The 17,048-nt window shown below is 72.8% G+C and carries 18 protein-coding genes; 12 read left to right on the top strand and 6 right to left on the bottom strand.

All coding sequences use genetic code 11. The features are described 5' to 3' along the window. Positions 1–27: 27 nt before the first annotated feature. Both ACFY2B_RS14205 and ACFY2B_RS14210 read right to left on the bottom strand, forming a co-directional pair. Positions 28–234, bottom strand: a complete 207-nt coding sequence (locus ACFY2B_RS14205; RefSeq protein WP_376526733.1) for a ferredoxin — start codon at positions 232–234, stop codon at positions 28–30. A 31-nt stretch (positions 235–265) separates the two neighbouring features. After that, positions 266–1,483 (bottom strand): cytochrome P450, encoded by a 1,218-nt coding sequence (locus tag ACFY2B_RS14210; protein ID WP_390763401.1) that lies wholly within the window; start codon positions 1,481–1,483, stop codon positions 266–268. 237 nt (positions 1,484–1,720) lie between these two features. Here ACFY2B_RS14210 and ACFY2B_RS14215 point away from each other — a divergent pair, with 237 nt between their 5' ends. The 4 genes from ACFY2B_RS14215 (at position 1,721) to ACFY2B_RS14230 (ending at position 4,723) form a co-directional block, all read left to right on the top strand. After that, positions 1,721–2,221 carry a MarR family winged helix-turn-helix transcriptional regulator gene (locus ACFY2B_RS14215; RefSeq protein WP_390763402.1) on the top strand — a complete coding sequence of 167 codons (501 nt, stop codon included), beginning with the start codon at positions 1,721–1,723 and terminating at the stop codon, positions 2,219–2,221. Between the two features lie 156 nt (positions 2,222–2,377). Further along, positions 2,378–2,596 carry a hypothetical protein gene (locus ACFY2B_RS14220; protein WP_376526724.1) on the top strand — a complete coding sequence of 73 codons (219 nt, stop codon included), beginning with the start codon at positions 2,378–2,380 and terminating at the stop codon, positions 2,594–2,596. Positions 2,597–2,735: 139 nt separating this feature from the next. Next, positions 2,736–4,235 carry a flotillin family protein gene (locus ACFY2B_RS14225; RefSeq protein WP_390763403.1) on the top strand — a complete coding sequence of 500 codons (1,500 nt, stop codon included), beginning with the start codon at positions 2,736–2,738 and terminating at the stop codon, positions 4,233–4,235. Between the two features lie 41 nt (positions 4,236–4,276). After that, the gene (locus tag ACFY2B_RS14230) at positions 4,277–4,723 is read left to right on the top strand and encodes a type II toxin-antitoxin system PemK/MazF family toxin (RefSeq protein ID WP_390763404.1); all 447 of its coding nucleotides are present in this window, start codon (positions 4,277–4,279) and stop codon (positions 4,721–4,723) included. Positions 4,724–4,799: 76 nt separating this feature from the next. Here the strand turns inward: ACFY2B_RS14230 and ACFY2B_RS14235 are convergent, their stop codons facing one another. Beyond that, positions 4,800–5,627: a TIGR02452 family protein gene (locus ACFY2B_RS14235; protein ID WP_390763405.1), complete on the bottom strand. Its 828-nt coding sequence runs from the start codon at positions 5,625–5,627 to the stop codon at positions 4,800–4,802. A 277-nt stretch (positions 5,628–5,904) separates the two neighbouring features. Between ACFY2B_RS14235 and egtA the strand changes: the two genes are divergently transcribed. The 4 genes from egtA to egtD are packed head-to-tail and all read left to right on the top strand — an operon-like array spanning position 5,905 to position 10,320. Then, positions 5,905–7,248 carry an ergothioneine biosynthesis glutamate--cysteine ligase EgtA gene (gene egtA, locus ACFY2B_RS14240; RefSeq protein ID WP_390763406.1) on the top strand — a complete coding sequence of 448 codons (1,344 nt, stop codon included), beginning with the start codon at positions 5,905–5,907 and terminating at the stop codon, positions 7,246–7,248. Next, the gene (gene egtB / locus ACFY2B_RS14245) at positions 7,245–8,585 is read left to right on the top strand and encodes an ergothioneine biosynthesis protein EgtB (RefSeq protein WP_390763407.1); all 1,341 of its coding nucleotides are present in this window, start codon (positions 7,245–7,247) and stop codon (positions 8,583–8,585) included. Before egtA ends, egtB begins: the two co-directional genes overlap by 4 nt. Further along, positions 8,585–9,361, top strand: a complete 777-nt coding sequence (gene egtC / locus ACFY2B_RS14250) for an ergothioneine biosynthesis protein EgtC (protein ID WP_390763408.1) — start codon at positions 8,585–8,587, stop codon at positions 9,359–9,361. Before egtB ends, egtC begins: the two co-directional genes overlap by 1 nt. Continuing rightward, complete coding sequence (gene egtD / locus ACFY2B_RS14255) at positions 9,358–10,320, top strand: L-histidine N(alpha)-methyltransferase (protein ID WP_390763409.1); 963 nt, start codon at positions 9,358–9,360, stop codon at positions 10,318–10,320. Before egtC ends, egtD begins: the two co-directional genes overlap by 4 nt. A gap of 1 nt (position 10,321) precedes the next feature. Here the strand turns inward: egtD and ACFY2B_RS14260 are convergent, their stop codons facing one another. Further along, on the bottom strand, positions 10,322–11,578 hold the full coding sequence (locus tag ACFY2B_RS14260) for an extracellular solute-binding protein (protein ID WP_390763555.1): 1,257 nt from the start codon (positions 11,576–11,578) through the stop codon (positions 10,322–10,324). Positions 11,579–11,824: 246 nt separating this feature from the next. Here ACFY2B_RS14260 and ACFY2B_RS14265 point away from each other — a divergent pair, with 246 nt between their 5' ends. After that, complete coding sequence (locus ACFY2B_RS14265; RefSeq protein WP_390763410.1) at positions 11,825–12,040, top strand: dodecin; 216 nt, start codon at positions 11,825–11,827, stop codon at positions 12,038–12,040. Positions 12,041–12,068: 28 nt separating this feature from the next. Here ACFY2B_RS14265 and ACFY2B_RS14270 read toward each other — a convergent pair whose 3' ends face one another. Next, complete coding sequence (locus ACFY2B_RS14270) at positions 12,069–12,581, bottom strand: hypothetical protein (RefSeq protein ID WP_390763411.1); 513 nt, start codon at positions 12,579–12,581, stop codon at positions 12,069–12,071. Between the two features lie 86 nt (positions 12,582–12,667). On the opposite strand from ACFY2B_RS14270, the gene rpmF reads away from it, so the two are divergent. Both rpmF and ACFY2B_RS14280 read left to right on the top strand, forming a co-directional pair. Beyond that, entirely contained in the window at positions 12,668–12,838 is a 171-nt protein-coding gene (rpmF, locus tag ACFY2B_RS14275; RefSeq protein WP_390763412.1) for a 50S ribosomal protein L32, read from the top strand. Positions 12,839–12,992: 154 nt separating this feature from the next. After that, a complete protein-coding gene (locus ACFY2B_RS14280; protein WP_390763413.1) occupies positions 12,993–14,009 on the top strand; it encodes an LLM class flavin-dependent oxidoreductase in 1,017 nt (338 codons plus the stop codon). A 30-nt stretch (positions 14,010–14,039) separates the two neighbouring features. Here ACFY2B_RS14280 and ACFY2B_RS14285 read toward each other — a convergent pair whose 3' ends face one another. Further along, complete coding sequence (locus tag ACFY2B_RS14285) at positions 14,040–16,517, bottom strand: ATP-dependent Clp protease ATP-binding subunit (protein WP_390763414.1); 2,478 nt, start codon at positions 16,515–16,517, stop codon at positions 14,040–14,042. A gap of 156 nt (positions 16,518–16,673) precedes the next feature. On the opposite strand from ACFY2B_RS14285, the gene ACFY2B_RS14290 reads away from it, so the two are divergent. Beyond that, a complete protein-coding gene (locus tag ACFY2B_RS14290; protein ID WP_376526683.1) occupies positions 16,674–16,865 on the top strand; it encodes an antitoxin in 192 nt (63 codons plus the stop codon). Positions 16,866–17,048: the final 183 nt, after the last annotated feature.

Genomic DNA, 17,048 nt, shown 5'->3' on the forward strand with positions numbered 1-17,048 from the left:
GTGTCGCGGGCGAAGACGCCGCGCGACTCAGGCAGGGGTCTCCTCGGCCACCGTGATGGCAGCCGCCGGGCAGACGGCCGCGGCCTCCCGCACGGCCGCGTGCAACTCCGGTGCGGGCCCCGCGTCGAGCAGGACGACGACGCCGTCCTCGTCCCGCTGGTCGAACACCTCCGGCGCGGTCAGTACGCACTGGCCGGCACCGCAGCAACGGTCCTGATCCACAGTGATCTTCACTGGACGGTCCTTTCCTCCGGGTGCGGTCCCCTCACCAGCGCACCGCCACCGTGCTCGGTCCGGTCACCAGAAGCCCCTCGATGCGCGGCAGTTCCTCGGCGGGCACGTCCAGGCGGAGGGTGGGCACCTTGTGCAGCAGGACCTCCAGGGCGACCTGGAGTTCCGTGCGGGCCAGCGCCTGGCCCAGACAGGAGTGCGGCCCGGCGCCGAACGTCAGATGCGGGTTCGGGGACCGGGTGAGGTCCATCCGGCCCGCGTCGGCGAAGGCCCGTTCGTCGCGGTTGGCGGCGGCCATGCTGCACACGACGGTGGTTCCGCTGGGCAGCAGTTCGCCGTCGACCTCGATGTCCTCGGTGAGGTAACGCCGCATGCCGAGGCCGACGTTGACGTCGAAGCGGAGCGACTCCTCCACCGCGGTGCGCACCAGGCCGGGGTCGGCGAGCAGCCGCTCCCACCGGCTGCGGTCGGCGAGCAGCAGGCAGACCATCTTGCCGATCATGTTCGCGGTGGTCTCGTGCCCGGCGACCAGCAGGCCCATGCCGGTGGCGACGAGTTCCTCGTCGGTCAGCCCCTGGCCCTCCGGCTCGCTCCCCTTGATCAGCATGCTGATCAGGTCGTCGCCGGGCCGCTTCCGGGTCGCCTCGATGTGTGCGGCCATGTACTCGGCGAACTCGTCGTGCTCCGCCCTCGCCTGCTCACCGGTGAGGCGGGTGACGTTCAGGAAGGCGTCGGACCAGTGGGAGAAGCGCTCCCGGTCCTCGGCGGGGACGCCCAGGATGTCGCAGATCACGTAGACGGGCAGCGGGAAACCGAGACTGGCCCTGAGGTCGCCCGGCGCGCCCCGCGCGATCATGTCGTCCACCAGTTGTCCGGCGGTCGCCACCATGCCGGGGCGCAGCGCCGTCATGCGCTTGGCGGTGAAGTACTTGCCCACCTGGCGCCGCCACCGCAGGTGCGGCTCGCCCCGGTCCGGCAGGGTCAGCGCGCCCTCGCCGTCGGCGGCGGGGCCGCCCGCGCCCTCGGGCGCGATCCGGGCGGCGCCCTCACCGGCCTTGGGGCGGGTGAAGCGGGCGTCGGAGAGGACCGACTTTACGTGGTCGTAGCGGGTCAGGAGGGTCGCCTCGTCACCGCTGGGGAGTTCGACGGTGGCCACCGGGCACTGCCGGCGCAGCCGCTCCCACTCGGCGGGCGGCTCCAGGGGGCTGTCGCTGGGCAGCGGCAGGCGCAGGGTCTGGTCGTTGGGTCGCATCTGCTTCTCCTCGTGGGGGCTGGAGATTCGGGGTGGGGGGTGATTCGGGATGGGGATGAGGTGAGAGCGCGGCGGACGGACGCTGACGCGGTCACAGACAGGACGCTATTCACATTGTGCATCCTGCATCAAGTGTGCATGATGCACTTCTCGTCCATTGGCGTGTTTTCACCTAAGGTGAGGCGCGCAGTCACCAACGGGAGAGCACCCGGTCACGGGGGACGGAGGGGCACCGGAGTGGATGCGCGTGAAGCAGGGGAACGCATCGAACTGGAGCTGCTGATCCTGACGCGCCACCGGGAGATGACGTCCCGCGGGGTGCGCGGCGGCGACGAGCTGGATCGCAGCGCGTATGTCCTGCTCAGCCGGCTGGAGGTGCAGGGGCCGATGTCCGTGCCGGACTTCGTCGAGGCATTCGGACTGGTCGCGTCGACGTTCACCCGGCAGACCTCGGCCCTGCTGCGTCAGGGGCTGGTGGAGCGGACGCCCGATCCGGACGGCGGGATGGCCCGCAAGTACCGCATCACCGGTGAAGGGCTACGGCGGCTCGCCGTGCAGCGGGAGACCATCGTCGACGGCCTCACCCAGGTCGTCGCCGACTGGCCCCCCGAGCGCCGGCTGCGGTTCATCGCGGACCTGTGGCAGTTCAACTCGGACATCGAGCGCTTCACCAGCCGCCCCTGGCCCAGGACCGAGCCCCGGCCCCGGGCTGTCGCCGTCCCCGACGATTCGGCCTGACGGAGCGGATCGTCGCCGTCCACGGGCCCGTGCGCCGCCCGGCGCGTACGGGCGCGGCGACGCACGGCTCCGGCGGCCCCCGCCTACCCGGGTGCCGGAGCATCGGACCGGGCGACACCCGACCCTTCGACGGCCCCCGGCCCGTACCCTGTGGCCATGGGCGATGCGTCGATGGTCGGGCTCATGGGGCGGGTCACCGGAACGGTGGGACCCGGGCTGGTCGGCGAGGTGATCGTGCGGGTGCGCGGGGGCGCGGAGCACTTCCTCGCCTACGCCGCGACCGGAGCCGTCCGGATCGAGCCGGGCACGGTGGTGATGGTGGTGGAGTACCTGCCGCCGAGAACGGTGTACGTCACGGCCGCGTACGACAGTTGAGCATGCTCCGCCCCAGGTGAGGGCGGGGTGCGTCAAGATTGTGACAAGGATCCGCCGGCGTCTTCACCGGTGGCTGCGGCGGGCGGACACTCCCTTCGTTCGGTGCCGAACAGGCACCCAGGCAAGGGGGCGCAGGCCGATGTTCGTCGGCATTGTGGCGGGGGCGGTCGTCGTCGCCGTTCTCGCGTTGATCGCACTGTTCAAGATGATGTGGCGGGTCGCGGAGCCGAACGAGGCGCTCATCATCTCCGGTTCCACACACCGCACCGAGGGCCTTGAGGAGGGCATGGGCTTCCGTATCGTCACCGGGCGCGGCACGCTGGTGCTGCCCGGCGTCCAGGCGGTGCGCAGGCTCTCTCTCGATCTGAACGAGACCGAGCTGCACGTGGACTGCGTGACCCACCAGGGCATCCCGCTCAAGGTGCGGGGCGTGGTCATCTTCAAGGTCGGCGACGACTTCGTGTCGATCGCCAACGCGGCCCGCAGGTTCCTGGACCAGCAGAGGCTGATGTCCGAGCGGGTGCACAACGTCTTCGCCGGTCATCTGCGCTCCATCGTGGGCGGCCTGACCGTCGAGGACATGATCCGCGACCGGGAGAAACTCACCGGGCAGACTCGGGCGGCCTGCGGTACGGAGATGGAGAAGCTGGGGCTCATCGTCGACTCGTTGCAGATCCACGAGATCGAGGACCCGAGCGGCTACATCCAGAACCTGGCCGCACCGCACGCGGCGGCCGTGCAGCGGGACGCGCGCATCGCGCAGGCGGAGGCGAACCGGCTCGCCACCGAGGCGGAGCAGCAGTCGTTCGCGCGGATGGCTGAGGCCACCCGGGACAGCGAGATACTTCAGGCCGGTTACCAGGCCGAGCGGGACAAGGCGGCGGCGAAGGCCCGGCAGGCCGGTCCGCTCGCCGAGGCGGGAGCCCGGCAGGAGGTCGTCGTCCAGGAGACGCGGGTGGCCGAGCTGGAGGCGAACCGCCGCGAACAGCAGCTCCAGGCGGACGTGCGCAAGCCCGCCGACGCCCAGGCGTACGAGAAGCGCACCCTGGCCGAGGCCGAGCGGGACGCCCGGATCTCGGCGGCGCAGGCCAAGGCGAAGGAGACGGAGCTGGCGGCGGCGGCCGAGGCGACCCGGGTGAAGACGGCCGCGAGCGCGGAGGCCGAGGCAACCAAGAGCCGGGGCTCGGCCGGTGCGGCGGCGACCCGGGCGACGGGTGAGGCCGAGGCGGCCGCGGCGCAGGCGAAGGGCCTGGCGGACGCCGAGGCGACCCGGGCCAAGGGGCTCGCGGAGGCCGAGGCCATCAAGGCGCGGGCGGCGGCCCTCGCCGAGAACCAGGAGGCCGTCGTGGCCCAGCAACTCGCCGAGACCTGGCCGGAGATCGTCCGGGCGGGCGCGTCGGCCTTCGGCAACGTGGACAACATGGTGCTGCTGAATGGCGCCGACGGCATGGCGGACGTGTTCGCGAAGGCGCTCACCATGGGCGGCACCGGGCTGGGTCTGGCCCGTCAACTGCTCGCCTCGATGAACCAGAACGGCCAGGCGCACAACGACCGGCCCCCGAACGGGACTTCCCCGGAAGGCGGCGTGGCCGGGGCGCCCCGGACACAGCATGTGCCGGTGACGACGGATCGGGGGTGACCCCACGCGGGTGCGGCGGGGGGACCCTTTAGGGTTCCCCCGTGACTGCCTTTGCCGATGAGGACATCCCGGGCCGCTACGGCCCCTCCGCCACCACCGAGGCCGACGCGCGCGACGTGGGCCCGGTGCGTACCGAGTACGCGCCCGCGCACGACGGCGACCCCGATCCCGGAGAGATCGTGTGGACCTGGGTGCCGTTCGAGGAGAACGACGGGCGCGGCAAGGACCGGCCGGTGCTGGTCGTGGCCCGGGAGGCGGCCGGCACGCTGCTGGCGGTGCAGTTGTCGAGCAAGCGGCACGACGGCGACCGGGAGTGGGTGGCGATCGGCAGCGGGCCGTGGGACCGGTCGGGGCGCGACTCCTGGGTGGACGTGGACCGGGTGCTGCGGCTGCACGAGGGGGGCATGCGCCGGGAGGCGTGCGCCCTGGACCGGATGCGGTTCAACCTGGTGGTGCACCGGCTGCGGGAGCGCTACGGCTGGCGCTGAGGTGCCCGCGTACCGCACGGCGCGGTAGCCGCGCAGAAGGCGCCGCGGCCGGGCGCCGCGGGCAGCCGCGAAAGCGCTACGGCCGGTGCTGCGGCATGCTGAACGCCCGTGCGAAGGCGTTCCGCACCACGGCCCCCGGCGTGCGGTCCAGCACCCCGAACACCACATGTTCGAATGTCTGCGCGAATCGCCCGCCGGGGCCGAGCAGCGCGCGGAAGGCACCCGCCACCTGGGCAGGGTCGTTCTGGAACACCCCGCAGCCCCAGGCGCCCAGCACCAGCCGCCGGTAGCCGTGCGCCGCCGCGACCTCCAGGACCCGTTCGGCCCGCACGGCGAGGGCCTGCGGCAGTTCGCCCGCGCGCTGCGGCGCCGAGCGCCGCACGACCCCGGCGTTCGGTGCCGCGGCCGTGAGGAACCCGGCCGTGAACGGCTCGTCGAGCAGGGCGCCGCGGTCGTCCCGGAAGACGGGCACGGCCGGTGAGTGGATGACCCGGTCGGTGTAGAACGGGTCGCGGTGGGCGCGGTGGTGGTCGTAGAACTCCGGGGCCCGCCGCAGGCAGGTGTACAGCGCGGAGGCCCGGCACAGGGCCTCTTCCTGGGCCTGGGCACCGTTGAGGTATCCGCCACCTGGGTTACAGGCTGAGGCGAAATCCAGCACCGCCACCGGTGCCGGGGCCGACCGGGCCGCGACCTCAAGGCTGCTCTCGCCCGTGACCTCGAAGAACGTGTCGGCAGGTGGGGCCGGCGGCACCTCCACCGGGCCCGGTCCGTGCATCCGCGTGCCGTCGCGCGCCGCCTCGATCGCCACGGCCAGCGTGACCTCGTGCCCGCCCGGCGCGCGATAGGCCCCGTCCGCCACGATCCGCTCGGTTTCGCGCGCCACCGCGCGCAGGCGCGCGCTCATGTCGCCGTCTCCGCGAAAGCCCAGGACACACGCCCCGCGTTCGCCCCCGTCGTGCTCATGGACGCATCGTGGGTGATGCTGGTGCTGCGGTGCAACGGGGTTTCCCCGCCCGCGGAACGTGCCGGCAACGCCCACGGAAACGGAGGTGACCGATCCGGAACGTCCGGTAGCGCACTCTTGTGCGCATCACTTTCAGGGTCTTGGGTGGGACGAGTGCCTGCCCGGCCCCACCGGATTCCGGGCCGGTGGCATGGTGGAATCTCAGGAGGATCCCGACATGTCGGATGCATCTACCGCTTCGGCGAGTGACTGTACGGACCCCCGTACCGCTCTCACCGAGGCCGAGGTCGAGGCGCTGGTCCGCGGCATCTGCTTCAAGACCGGCCCGCCTCGCACCGTCGGCGTGGAACTGGAATGGCTCGTACACGAGCTGCGGACCCCGCAGCTCCCCGTGACACCCGAACGACTCGAAGCGGCCTACGCCGCACTACGGCCCATGCACCTGAGGTCGGCGCTCACCGTCGAGCCCGGCGGCCAGCTGGAGCTGAGTTCGCCGCCCGCCGCCTCCCTGATGGAGTGCATAGGCACCGTCTCCGCCGATCTCGACGCCGTCCGCGCGGTGCTGCGCGGCGACGGCCTCGACCTGGTCGGCATCGGCCACGATCCCTGGCACCCACCCCGCCGCTTCCTGCGCGAGCCGCGCTACGAGGCGATGGAGGTGTGCCTCGACCGCACCGGACCGGCCGGCCGCCACATGATGTGCGCCTCGGCCTCCGTGCAGGTGTGCCTGGACGCCGGCTACGAGGAACCGGGACCGCTCGGCCACGGGCGGCGCTGGTGGCTCGCGCACCAACTGGGTCCGGTCCTGGTGGCCGCGTTCGCCAACTCCCCGATGGCCGCGCGCCGGCCCACCGGCTGGCGCTCCACACGGCAGCTGCTGTGGATGGAGATCGGGCCCGGCCGGGCGGGCGCGCCCCCGCTGACCGGGGAGCCGCGCGGCGCCTGGGCCCGGCACGTCCTGGACGCGCCGGTGATGTGCGTACGCCGGGACGGCGGCCCGTGGGAGGTCCCCGACGGGCTCAGCTTCCGCGACTGGACCCGGTCGCGCACGCCGCGGGCGCCCACCAAGGAAGACCTCGACTACCACCTGACGACCCTGTTCCCGCCGGTCAGACCGCGCGGTCACCTGGAGCTGCGCATGATCGACGCGCAGCCCGGCGAGGACGGCTGGATCGTCCCGCTCGCGGTGACGACCGCCCTGTTCGACGACCCACAGGCGGCCGAGACCGCCTACCGGGCCGTGAAGCCCCTGGCCGAGCGCTCGCAGGCACAACCCGCGCCGCACAATCCGCTGTGGCTCGACGCGGCCCGCACCGGCCTCGGCGACCCCGAACTGCACGACGCGGCGGTCGGCTGTTTCACGGCGGCCGTGGAGGCGCTGCCCAGGATCGGCGCCACCACCGAGGTCACGGACGCCGTCGCGGCGTACCTCGACCGCTACGTCCGCCGGGGCCGCTGCCCCGCCGACGACCTGCTCGACGACGTGCGCGCCTTGGACGGACGGACCCGGCTCCGCTCGACCGGCGCGCACCCCGCTCACGGGAAGGACTTCCCCGCATGACCCCCGAGATGGACGGCGCGGCCGTCACCTCCGCGCCGGACGGCGAAGCCGTCCGCGCACGCGCGCTGGCCTCGCTCACCCGGGCCCGGGCCCGCACCACGCTGCTGACCAGTTGCGTCGAGGAGCCCGACCTCACCGCGCAGCACTCGCCGCTGATGTCCCCGCTGGTGTGGGACCTCGCCCACATCGGCAACCAGGAGGAGTTGTGGCTGCTGCGGGCGGTCGGCGGGCGGGAGGCGATGCGGCCCGAGATAGACGGCCTCTACGACGCCTTCGAGCACCCGCGGGCCGAACGGCCCACGCTGCCGCTGCTGCCGCCCGCCGAGGCCCGCAGGTACGCGGCCGAGGTGCGTGGCCGCGCCCTCGACCTGCTGGAGGGCGCCGCGTTTCGTGGAAGTCCGCTGACCGAGGCGGGCTTCGCCTTCGGGATGATCGCGCAGCACGAGCAGCAGCACGACGAGACGATGCTGATCACCCATCAGCTGCGCACGGGCCCACAGGCGCTCGGCGCGCCCGACCCGGCTCCGGCGCCGCCGTTCGACGGACCGGCCGAAGTCCTGGTCCCCGGCGGCCCGTTCACCATGGGCACCTCCACCGAGCCGTGGGCGCTGGACAACGAACGCCCGGCGCACCGGCGTGAGGTGGCACCGTTCCACATCGACACGACTCCGGTGACCAACGCCGCGTACCAGGATTTCATCGAGGACGGCGGCTACACCGACGAACGCTGGTGGGCCCCGGCGGGCTGGGCGCACATCCGCCGGCACGACATCGTCGCCCCGCTGTTCTGGCACCGCGAGGGCGGGCAGTGGCTGCGCCGCCGTTTCGGTGTCACCGAGGTCGTCCCGCCCGACGAGCCGGTGCTGCACGTGTGCTGGTACGAGGCGGACGCGTACGCGCGCTGGGCCGGGCGCCGGCTGCCCACCGAGGCGGAGTGGGAGAAGGCCGCCCGGCACGATCCGGTCCAGGGCCGTTCGACGCGCTACCCGTGGGGCGACGACGACCCGTCGCCCGACCAGGCCAACCTGGGCCAGCGCCATCTGCGCCCGGCCCCGGCCGGCAGCTATCCGGCGGGTGCGTCGCCACTGGGCGTACGGCAGTTGATCGGTGACGTGTGGGAGTGGACGGCGAGCGACTTCCTGCCCTACCCGGGGTTCGCCGCGTTCCCGTACAAGGAGTACTCGGAGGTGTTCTTCGGGCCCGAGTACAAGGTGCTGCGCGGCGGCTCGTTCGCGGTGGACCAGGTGGCCTGCCGGGGCACGTTCCGCAACTGGGACTATCCGATCCGGCGGCAGATCTTCTCCGGGTTCCGCACCGCCCGCTCGGAGGCCGTCTGATGTGCCGGCACCTGGCCTGTCTGGGCCCCGAGGAGCCGCTCGGCCGGCTCCTGGTGGACCCGCCGCACGGCCTGTACCGGCAGTCGTGGGCACCGCGGCGGCAGCGGCACGGGACGGTCAACGCCGACGGCTTCGGGGTGGGCTGGTACGCGCCGGGCGACCCGGTGCCCGCCCGCTACCGGCGGTCGGGGCCGATCTGGGCCGACGCGTCCTTCGCCGACCTGGCCCGGGTCGTCCGCACCGGCGCGCTGCTCGCCGCCGTACGCGACGCGACCCTGCCGGGCGCGGACGGGGAGGCAGCGGCGGCGCCGTTCGCCGGGGACCGCTGGCTGTTCAGCCACAACGGCGCCGTGGCCGGCTGGCCCGCGTCGGCGGCGCCGCTGGTCCCGGGGCTGCCGCCGGTCGAGACGCTGTCGCTGGCCGCGCGCACCGACTCGGCGTTCGTCTGGGCACTGCTGCTGCACCGGCTGCGCGCGGGTGAGGATCCCGGCGGCGCGCTGGCCGGCACGGTCCGTGAGCTGGCCGAGGCGGCCCCGGCCTCCCGGCTCAACCTGCTGCTGACCGACGGCACCGTGATCCTGGCCACCGCCTGGGGCGACACCCTCTGGTACCTGGCGGAACCGGACGGCGCCACCGTCGTCGCCTCCGAACCGTACGACGACGATCCACGCTGGCGGGAGGTCCCCGACCGCACCCTGCTCAGGGCGGACCGCACCGAGGTCCGGCTCACCTCGCTCAAGGACCCGGCACCCGCACGTAAGGAGCCTTGCACGTGACTTCCCTGCACGTCACCCGCACCCTCCCGGAGGACGCCACGGACGCGGCGCTGCGCGCCGACGTCCGCCGCGGCCTGACCTCGACCCCCAAGACCCTGCCGCCGAAGTGGTTCTACGACGCGCGGGGCAGCGAGCTGTTCGAGCGGATCACCGAACTGCCCGAGTACTACCCGACGCGGGCCGAACGGGAGATCCTGCTCGCCCGGGCGGGCGAGATCGCCGCCGCGACCGGCGCCCGCACCCTGGTCGAGCTGGGCTCCGGCTCCTCGGAGAAGACCCGGCACCTGATCGACGCCCTCACCGCGCTGCGCGTCTACGTCCCGGTGGACGTCAGCGAGAGCGCGCTCACCCAGGCCGCCCGGGCCCTGATCGAGGAGCGGCCGGGCCTCGCCGTGCACGCCCTGATCGCGGACTTCACGGCGGACCTGACGTTGCCGTCGACGCCCGGCCCCAGACTGCTGGCGTTCCTCGGCGGCACCATCGGCAATCTGCTGCCCGCGGAACGGGCCGCCTTCCTGGCCTCGGTGCGCCGTCTGCTGTCGCCGGGCGACACCCTGCTGCTCGGCACGGACCTGGTCAAGGACGAACGGACCCTGGTCCACGCGTACGACGACGCGGCGGGGGTGACGGCCGAGTTCGACAAGAACGTACTGGCCGTCGTCAACCGCGAGCTGGGCGCCGACTTCGATCCGGCCGCGTTCGACCACCTGGCCGTGTGGGACGCGCGGCACGAGTGGATCGAGATGCGGCTGCGCGCCCGCACGGCACAGACGGTGAAGGTGCCGGCGCTGGACCTCGCCGTGGACTTCGCCGCGGGCGAGGAACTGCGCACCGAGGTGTCGGCGAAGTTCCGCAAGAGCGGCGTGACGGCGGAAGTGGCCGCCGCCGGACTTGAGCTGACCCACTGGTGGACCGACACCGCGGGCCGCTTCGCGCTGTCGCTCAGCACCGTCCGGTGAGTCACCCGAAGGCCGGGGCGAGCTTCTGCGTGATCTGCTCGCAGGCGCGGCGGGCCGCGGTCGCGGGGTCCGCGCCACCGAGCACCTCGGTCATGTACGACTTGATCGGGTTCTCCGCCTCGACCTCGGTCCACTGAGGCGTGTTGGGGGTCGCCCGGCCGTGCGCGGCACCGGCCGCCATGGCGGCGGCCCCCTCCGAGCCGTCGACGGCGCTCGCCAGCGTCGCCTTGTTGGGCACGTAGTTCATGGCGCGGGCCAGTTCGGTGTTCCACTTGGCCCCGGTGAGCGCGGCGATGACGGCCACGGCCCCGTCCCGGTCGTCGGTGTTCTCCGGCACGACCAGGTCGGAGCCGCCGGTGAACATGGCCCCCGGCCGGCCGGCGGTCGGTCCGGGCACCGGAAAGTAGCCCAGTTTGTCCTTGAGTTCGGGATTGTGCTGGAGGATGGTCTGGGTCAGTCCGGGCACCGCCACGATCTGCGCGACCTTGCCCTGCGCGAACACACCCGCCTGGGGCGGGTGTTCCTCGTCCGCGCCGACGGGGCCCGCGCCGAGCGCCTGGAGCCGGCGGTAGAAGTCCATGCCGCGCAGCGCTGCCGGGGTGTCCAGGGTGCCCTTCCACACGCCGTCCTTCTCCTCGGCGAGTTCGCCGCCCTCGTCCCAGATGAACCCGGAGAGCGTGTACCAGTCCTGGCCGGCGAGGTAGATGCCCTGGTTGCCGCCCCGGTCCAGCTTCTCGGTGTCGGCGAGCCATTCGTCGCGGGTCCTGGGCAGCCGGCCGATACCTGCCTGCTGGAACAGGTCCTTGCGGTAGATGACGACGCGGTTGGCGGCGTACCAGGGAATGCCGAACTGGCGGGAGCCCTCCTGGCCGGGTTCGGCGAGGCCGGGCAGCCAGTCCTGCCTGCCCCAGTCCCGCAGCGACTCCAGCGACAGGTCGGTCAGCCGCCCGCCCTCGACGTACTGCGAGACCTGGGTGTTGCCGACCTCGATGACGTCCGGACCCGACCCGGGGTCGCCCCTGAGCGTCTTCTGCACCTTCTCGACGATCCCGGTCCATTCCTGGATGCGGAATTCGAGGCTGATGTCCTGGTGCTCGCGCTCGAAGTCGTCGGCGAAGCGGTCCAGGAAGTCCTGCGAGGCGCTGCCCTTCATCAGCCACACGGTGACCGTGTGGCGCTCGCCGCCACCCGGCAGCAGGCCGCAGCCCGCGGCGAGGAAGGCGGACACACAGCAGACGGCGAGCAGACGGCGTCGCACCGGAACCTGTCTCACGAGGGGTCCTGTTCTGTCTAGGGACAGGGGGGAGGGGCCCGACGTGGGGGGACGAGCGACGGGCTCGTACGGGTGTGCTGATTTTGGTATGGACCAATGCGCGGGTCAAGTGGTGCCGGTGGTACGGCTGTGACGCCTCGCGCTCCGCTTCCGCATACGGCACCGTGGAGTGACGTGCGACACACCGGTCACGGGGGAGGGGCACGTGTCAGCGCCGAGAGGAGCACCCGCATGTCCCATCACACCTACCGGGTCACCGAGATCGTCGGCACCTCGCAGGAGGGCGTCGACCAGGCCATCCGCAACGGCATCGCGCGCGCCGGACAGACCCTGCGCAACCTGGACTGGTTCGAGGTGACACAGGTCAGGGGGCAGATCGAGAACGGGCGGATCGAGTACTACCAGGTCGGCCTCAAGGTGGGCTTCCGCATCGAGGGCGAGGACTGAGGCACCGCCCGGCACGGCCCCGGCCCGTTCAGGTCCGGCCCTCCCGCTCCTGGGCGTCCGCCAGCGCGGCGGACCGGTCGGCCCAGCGGGCGCGCACGACGGTGAACCCGGCCCGTTCGGCGTCGTCGCACACCAGCTCGTCGTCGTCCACGAGGACGCGGACCGCGCGGTCGCGGACGAGCCCGCGAAGAACCTCCAGCTTGACGATCCGGGCGGGCCTGCGGTCCCCTCTCCCGCCCCGGCGCCCCGCGTCCTGCCGCATGAGGACGCGGCCCGGTGGCAGCCCCTGGGCGGCGAGCCACTCCAGCGTGTCGCGCCGGCAGCGCTCGGGCCGCCCGGTCAGGTAGACGATGTCGCACTCCCGCGCGTGCTCCCGGACCAGCGCCACCCCCTCGGCGAGCGGCGGGTCCTGCGGTGCCGCGGCGAAGAAGCCACCCCAGTCGCGCGGCCTGCGCTCCAGGAACCGCTGCCGGTGCGCGGTGTCGGCCAGGGTGTTGTCGAGATCGAACACGGCGATCGGACGCCCGCTGCTGTCTGCCACCCGGCCCACCCTAGCCGCCCGGACACAATTGTTAATGGGATCCATTTTCATGTAGCGTGCGGTCCCCGACCCGAGGAGGAGTCACGATGGCCGTCCCCAAGCGGAAGCTGTCCCGCAGCAACACCCGTCACCGCCGCGCCCGCTGGCAGGCGGCACCGGCCGCACTGGTCCCGGTCACCATCGACGGAGTCCGTCACCTGGTACCGCAGCGGCTGGTCAGGGCGTACGAACGCGGACTGCTGCGCCCCGACGGCTGACCGCCGATCCGGCTCGCAGATCACCGTCGTCAGCGACCGGGGCCCGAGGCCCGCCGGCGACGGACGGGCGCAGCACGCGCACGCCCCGCGGCCCGCCGGGAACCGGCCCGGGGCCCGGCGGGAATCGCGGCGCCGCCACCGCGTTGACATCCGTGTGAACGCGCTGATCCCCGCCACCCGGTTCTCCGTCCTCGACCGCTCCCGCACCCGCACCGGACACACCCACGCCGAGGCACTGCGCGACACGGTCGCGCTGGCACGGGAGCTGGAGCCGCTCGGCTACCACCGTTTCTGGGTCTCCGAGCACCACGGGGTGCCCGGAGTCGCGGGCTCCGCGCCGACCGTGCTGGCCGCGGCCGTGGCCGCCGCCACCCGCACGATGCGGGTGGGCACCGGCGGGGTGATGCTGCCCAACCACCGCCCCCTGGTCGTGGCCGAACAGTTCGGCGTACTGGAGTCGCTGTACCCGGGGCGGATCGACATGGGCCTCGGCCGGTCCGTGGGCTTCACCGACGGGGTGCGCAAGGCCCTGGGACGCGACAAGGGCGCCGCCGAGGACTTCGCGGCGCAACTCGGTGAACTGCTGGGCTGGTTCCGCGGCGGCTCGCCGGGCGGGGTGCACGCCCGCCCGGCGGAGGGGCTGCACGTGCCACCGTTCGTGCTGGCCATGGGCGAGGGGGCCGGCATCGCGGCCCGCGCGGGACTGCCCATGGTCATCGGCGACCTGCGCGGCCGGGAGCGGATGCTGCGCGGCATCGACGAGTACCGGACCCACTTCAGGCCCTCGCCCTGGGCGGCACAGCCGTACGTCGTGATCTCCGGCACGGTCGCGGTGGCCGGCAGCGAGGAGGAGGCCCGGCGGCTCCTCGTCCCGGAGGCCTGGTCCATGGCGTACTCCCGCACCCATGGGTCCTTCCCGCCGCTGCTCCCGGCCGAGGCCGTGGAGTCCCGTGCCATGACGGCGAAGGAACGGGACCTCTACGAGTCCGGTCTGAGCAGGCACATCGCCGGCACCGAGGACCAGGTCGCCCACGAACTCCGGACGGCGCTCAAGGAGACGGGAGCCGACGAGGTCCTGGTCACCACCAGCACGTACGACCGGGCGGCCCTGCTGGACTCCTACCGCCGGCTGGCCCGCCTCGTGCGCCCGGCGGCGGCCGTCCCCGAGTGACCGCCGGGCGCGGAAGAAGCGGCGTCGGCCTCAGCCCTCCACGGCCGCCGGCTTGTCCGAGCGGATCGTCACCGAGCCGTCGGCCGCGTCCACAACGGCGCGGTCGCCCGCGACCAGTTGGCCCGACAGCAGCAGGTCGGCGAGCCGGTCGTCGACCTCGCGCTGGATGGTGCGGCGCAGCGGGCGGGCGCCGAAGTCGGGCTGGTAGCCGATGTTCGCGAGCAGCGCGGCGGCCTCGTCGGTGACCTCCAGGGTGACGTCCTGGGCGTGCAGCCGGCGCCGGGTGTGCTCAAGGAGCAGGTCGACGATCTGCCGCAGCTGGACGCGGTCCAGACCGCGGAAGACGATGATCTCGTCGATACGGTTGAGGAACTCCGGCCGGAAGTGCTGGTTCAGCAGCGGCATCACCGACTCGCGGACCTTCTTGTAGTCCTCCACCCCGGCAGCCAGGATCCGGTCGGCGCCGATGTTCGACGTCATGATGACGACGGTGTTCTTGAAGTCGACCGTGCGGCCCTGGGCGTCGGTCAGCCGGCCGTCCTCCAGCAGTTGCAGCAGCGTGTTGAAGACGTCCGGGTGGGCCTTCTCCACCTCGTCGAGCAGCAGCACCGCGTACGGCTGCCTGCGCACCGCCTCGGTGAGCTGGCCGGCCTCCTCATGACCGACGTATCCGGGCGGGGCGCCGACCAGGCGGGAGACGGTGTGCCGCTCCTGGAACTCGCTCATGTCCAGCCGGATCATCCGGGTGTCGTCGCCGAAGAGGGCCGCGGCCAGGGCGCGGGCCAGTTCGGTCTTGCCGACGCCGGTCGGCCCGAGGAAGAGGAAGCTGCCGACGGGCCGGCCCGGATCGCTCATGCCCGCGCGGGCCCGGCGGACGGCGCGGGCGACCGCGGTGATCGCCTCGTCCTGGCCGACGACCCGCTCGTGCAGGTGCTCCTCCAGCTTCATCAGCCGCTCCCGCTCCTCCTCGGTGAGCTGGGCGACGGGGATGCCGGTGGTGCGGGAGACGACCTCGGCGATGTCCTCGGCGGTGACCCGGGGCGTGCGCTCCTCCCCCTTGGTCAGCTCGGCCAGCCGGGCCTCGGCCTCCTTGATCCGGTCGCGCAGTTCCTTGGCGCGCTCGTACTCCTCGTCGGCCACCGCCTGGTCCTTCTCCCGGCCCAGGGCGGCGATCCGGTCCTCGATGTCCCGGGTGTCGGCGAGCGGGGTCTTGGCGCGCAGCCGCACCCGGGCGGCGGCCTGGTCCATCAGGTCGATCGCCTTGTCCGGCAGGAAGCGGGAGGTGATGTAGCGGTCGGACAGCTCGGCCGCGGCGACGACCGCCTCGTCGGTGATGCGGACCTGGTGGTGGGCCTCGTAGCGGTCGCGCAGGCCGTGCAGGATCTCGATGGTGTCGTCGACGGTGGGCTCGCCCACCAGGATGGGCGCGAAGCGGCGCTCCAGGGCGGCGTCCTTCTCGATGTGCTTGCGGTACTCGTCGACGCTGGTCGCGCCGATGAGGTGCAGTTCGCCGCGGGCGAGGGCGGGCTTGAGCATGTTGCCCGCGTCCAGGGCGCTCTCGCCGCCCGAGCCGGCGCCGACGACGGTGTGCAGCTCGTCGAGGAAGAGGACGAGTTCGTCGCCGTGCTCGCCGACCTCGTCGAGCAGCTTCTTCAGCCGCTCCTCGAACTCGCCGCGGTACTTCGTCCCGGCCACCAGGCCGGCCAGGTCCAGGGCGACCAGCCGCTTGTCCTTGAGGGTCTGGGGGACGTCTCCGGCGGCGATGCGCTGGGCGATCCCCTCGACGATGGCCGTCTTGCCGACGCCGGGGTCGCCGATGAGGACCGGGTTGTTCTTGCTGCGCCGCGACAGCACCTCGATGGTCTGCTCGACCTCGTCGTCGCGGCCGATCACCGGGTCGAGGCGGCCGGCGCGGGCGTCCTCGGTGAGGTCGCGGCCGTACTCGTCGACGGTCGGCGTGTTGCTGGGCCCCCGCCGCTCGGCGGCGCTCTCCACGGGCATCCGGGTGGGTTCCCAGCCGGACTCGGCGAGCACCCGGCCGGCCGCCGACTCCGGGTTCGCGGCGAGCGCCCGCAGCAGGTGCTCGGGACCGATGTACGAGGCGCCCTCGGCGTGCGAGATCTGGTAGGCGTCGAGCAGGGCGCGTTTGGCGGCCGGGGTCAGGGTGGCGGGCTCGGTCTTCTCGCCGGTGCCCCCGGCGGTGCCCAGCCGTTCCCGGACGCCGTCGGGATCCGCGCCGGCCTCGCTGATCAGGCGCCGGGTCGAATCGTGCTCGGTGGCGGCGGCGAGCAGATGCCGGGCGTCGAGGTCCTCGCTGCCCTCCGCGGCGGCGATGTCCCTCGCCTCCGCGACCAGCTCGCGGCCCCGCTCCGACAGCAGGCTGCCGATGTCGACCCGCTGGACCCGCCGGGCGGGTGCGGCCTGACCGGTCCCGCCGAAGAAGCGGGACATCAACTCGTCGAACTCCTCGAAGGGACTGCGTCCGAATCCGAAACCGGGAGTAGTCATCCTCGCGGGCCTTTCTGCGGCGGAAGGCATACCTTGGTTCCAAATTGACACATGGGGGACATGCGTGCATCCGTACGATCCCGCTCCCGAGATGCGAACCACGCCCGGGACGGTGAACCTGAGAGACGGAGCACCTATTCAGCGAGGAGGGTTGTCATGTCCCTCATGGACAAGCTCAAAGGCATGCTCAAAGGTCACGAGGACCAGACGAGCAAGGGCGTCGACAAGGCCGGCGACTACGTCGACGAGCGGACCGGCAACAAGTACCAGTCCCAGGTCGACACCGCCCAGCAGAGGATGAAGGACGAGATGGGCGGCCAGGACAGGGACATCCCTCCGCATCCGTAGTCACCGGGGCGAGGGGCCGGGACCGCGGCTGTCCCCACCTGGCCGACCCCGTACGGAGTCCCCCGCTGCCCGGCCCCGCGACCACCCCCGTACGTCCGCCGACGCGACGCCCGTGAGCACGTTCTCACGGGCGTCGGTCGCGTGCGGCGGTGGAAACGGGTCGGGCCGGGCAGGACGATCGGG

Origin of the sequence: Streptomyces sp. NPDC001270, from assembly GCF_042896695.1 — a bacterium.
Lineage (GTDB): Bacteria > Actinomycetota > Actinomycetes > Streptomycetales > Streptomycetaceae > Streptomyces.

Coding starts and splice junctions, on each gene's coding strand:
- ACFY2B_RS14210 (WP_390763401.1), bottom strand. CDS start 1,483: ATGCGACCCAACGACCAGACCCTGCGCCTGCCGCTGCCCAGCGACAGC.
- ACFY2B_RS14220 (WP_376526724.1), top strand. CDS start 2,378: ATGGGCGATGCGTCGATGGTCGGGCTCATGGGGCGGGTCACCGGAACG.
- ACFY2B_RS14225 (WP_390763403.1), top strand. CDS start 2,736: ATGTTCGTCGGCATTGTGGCGGGGGCGGTCGTCGTCGCCGTTCTCGCG.
- ACFY2B_RS14235 (WP_390763405.1), bottom strand. CDS start 5,627: ATGAGCGCGCGCCTGCGCGCGGTGGCGCGCGAAACCGAGCGGATCGTG.
- egtA (WP_390763406.1), top strand. CDS start 5,905: ATGTCGGATGCATCTACCGCTTCGGCGAGTGACTGTACGGACCCCCGT.
- egtB (WP_390763407.1), top strand. CDS start 7,245: ATGACCCCCGAGATGGACGGCGCGGCCGTCACCTCCGCGCCGGACGGC.
- egtC (WP_390763408.1), top strand. CDS start 8,585: ATGTGCCGGCACCTGGCCTGTCTGGGCCCCGAGGAGCCGCTCGGCCGG.
- ACFY2B_RS14265 (WP_390763410.1), top strand. CDS start 11,825: ATGTCCCATCACACCTACCGGGTCACCGAGATCGTCGGCACCTCGCAG.
- rpmF (WP_390763412.1), top strand. CDS start 12,668: ATGGCCGTCCCCAAGCGGAAGCTGTCCCGCAGCAACACCCGTCACCGC.
- ACFY2B_RS14285 (WP_390763414.1), bottom strand. CDS start 16,517: ATGACTACTCCCGGTTTCGGATTCGGACGCAGTCCCTTCGAGGAGTTC.
- ACFY2B_RS14290 (WP_376526683.1), top strand. CDS start 16,674: ATGTCCCTCATGGACAAGCTCAAAGGCATGCTCAAAGGTCACGAGGAC.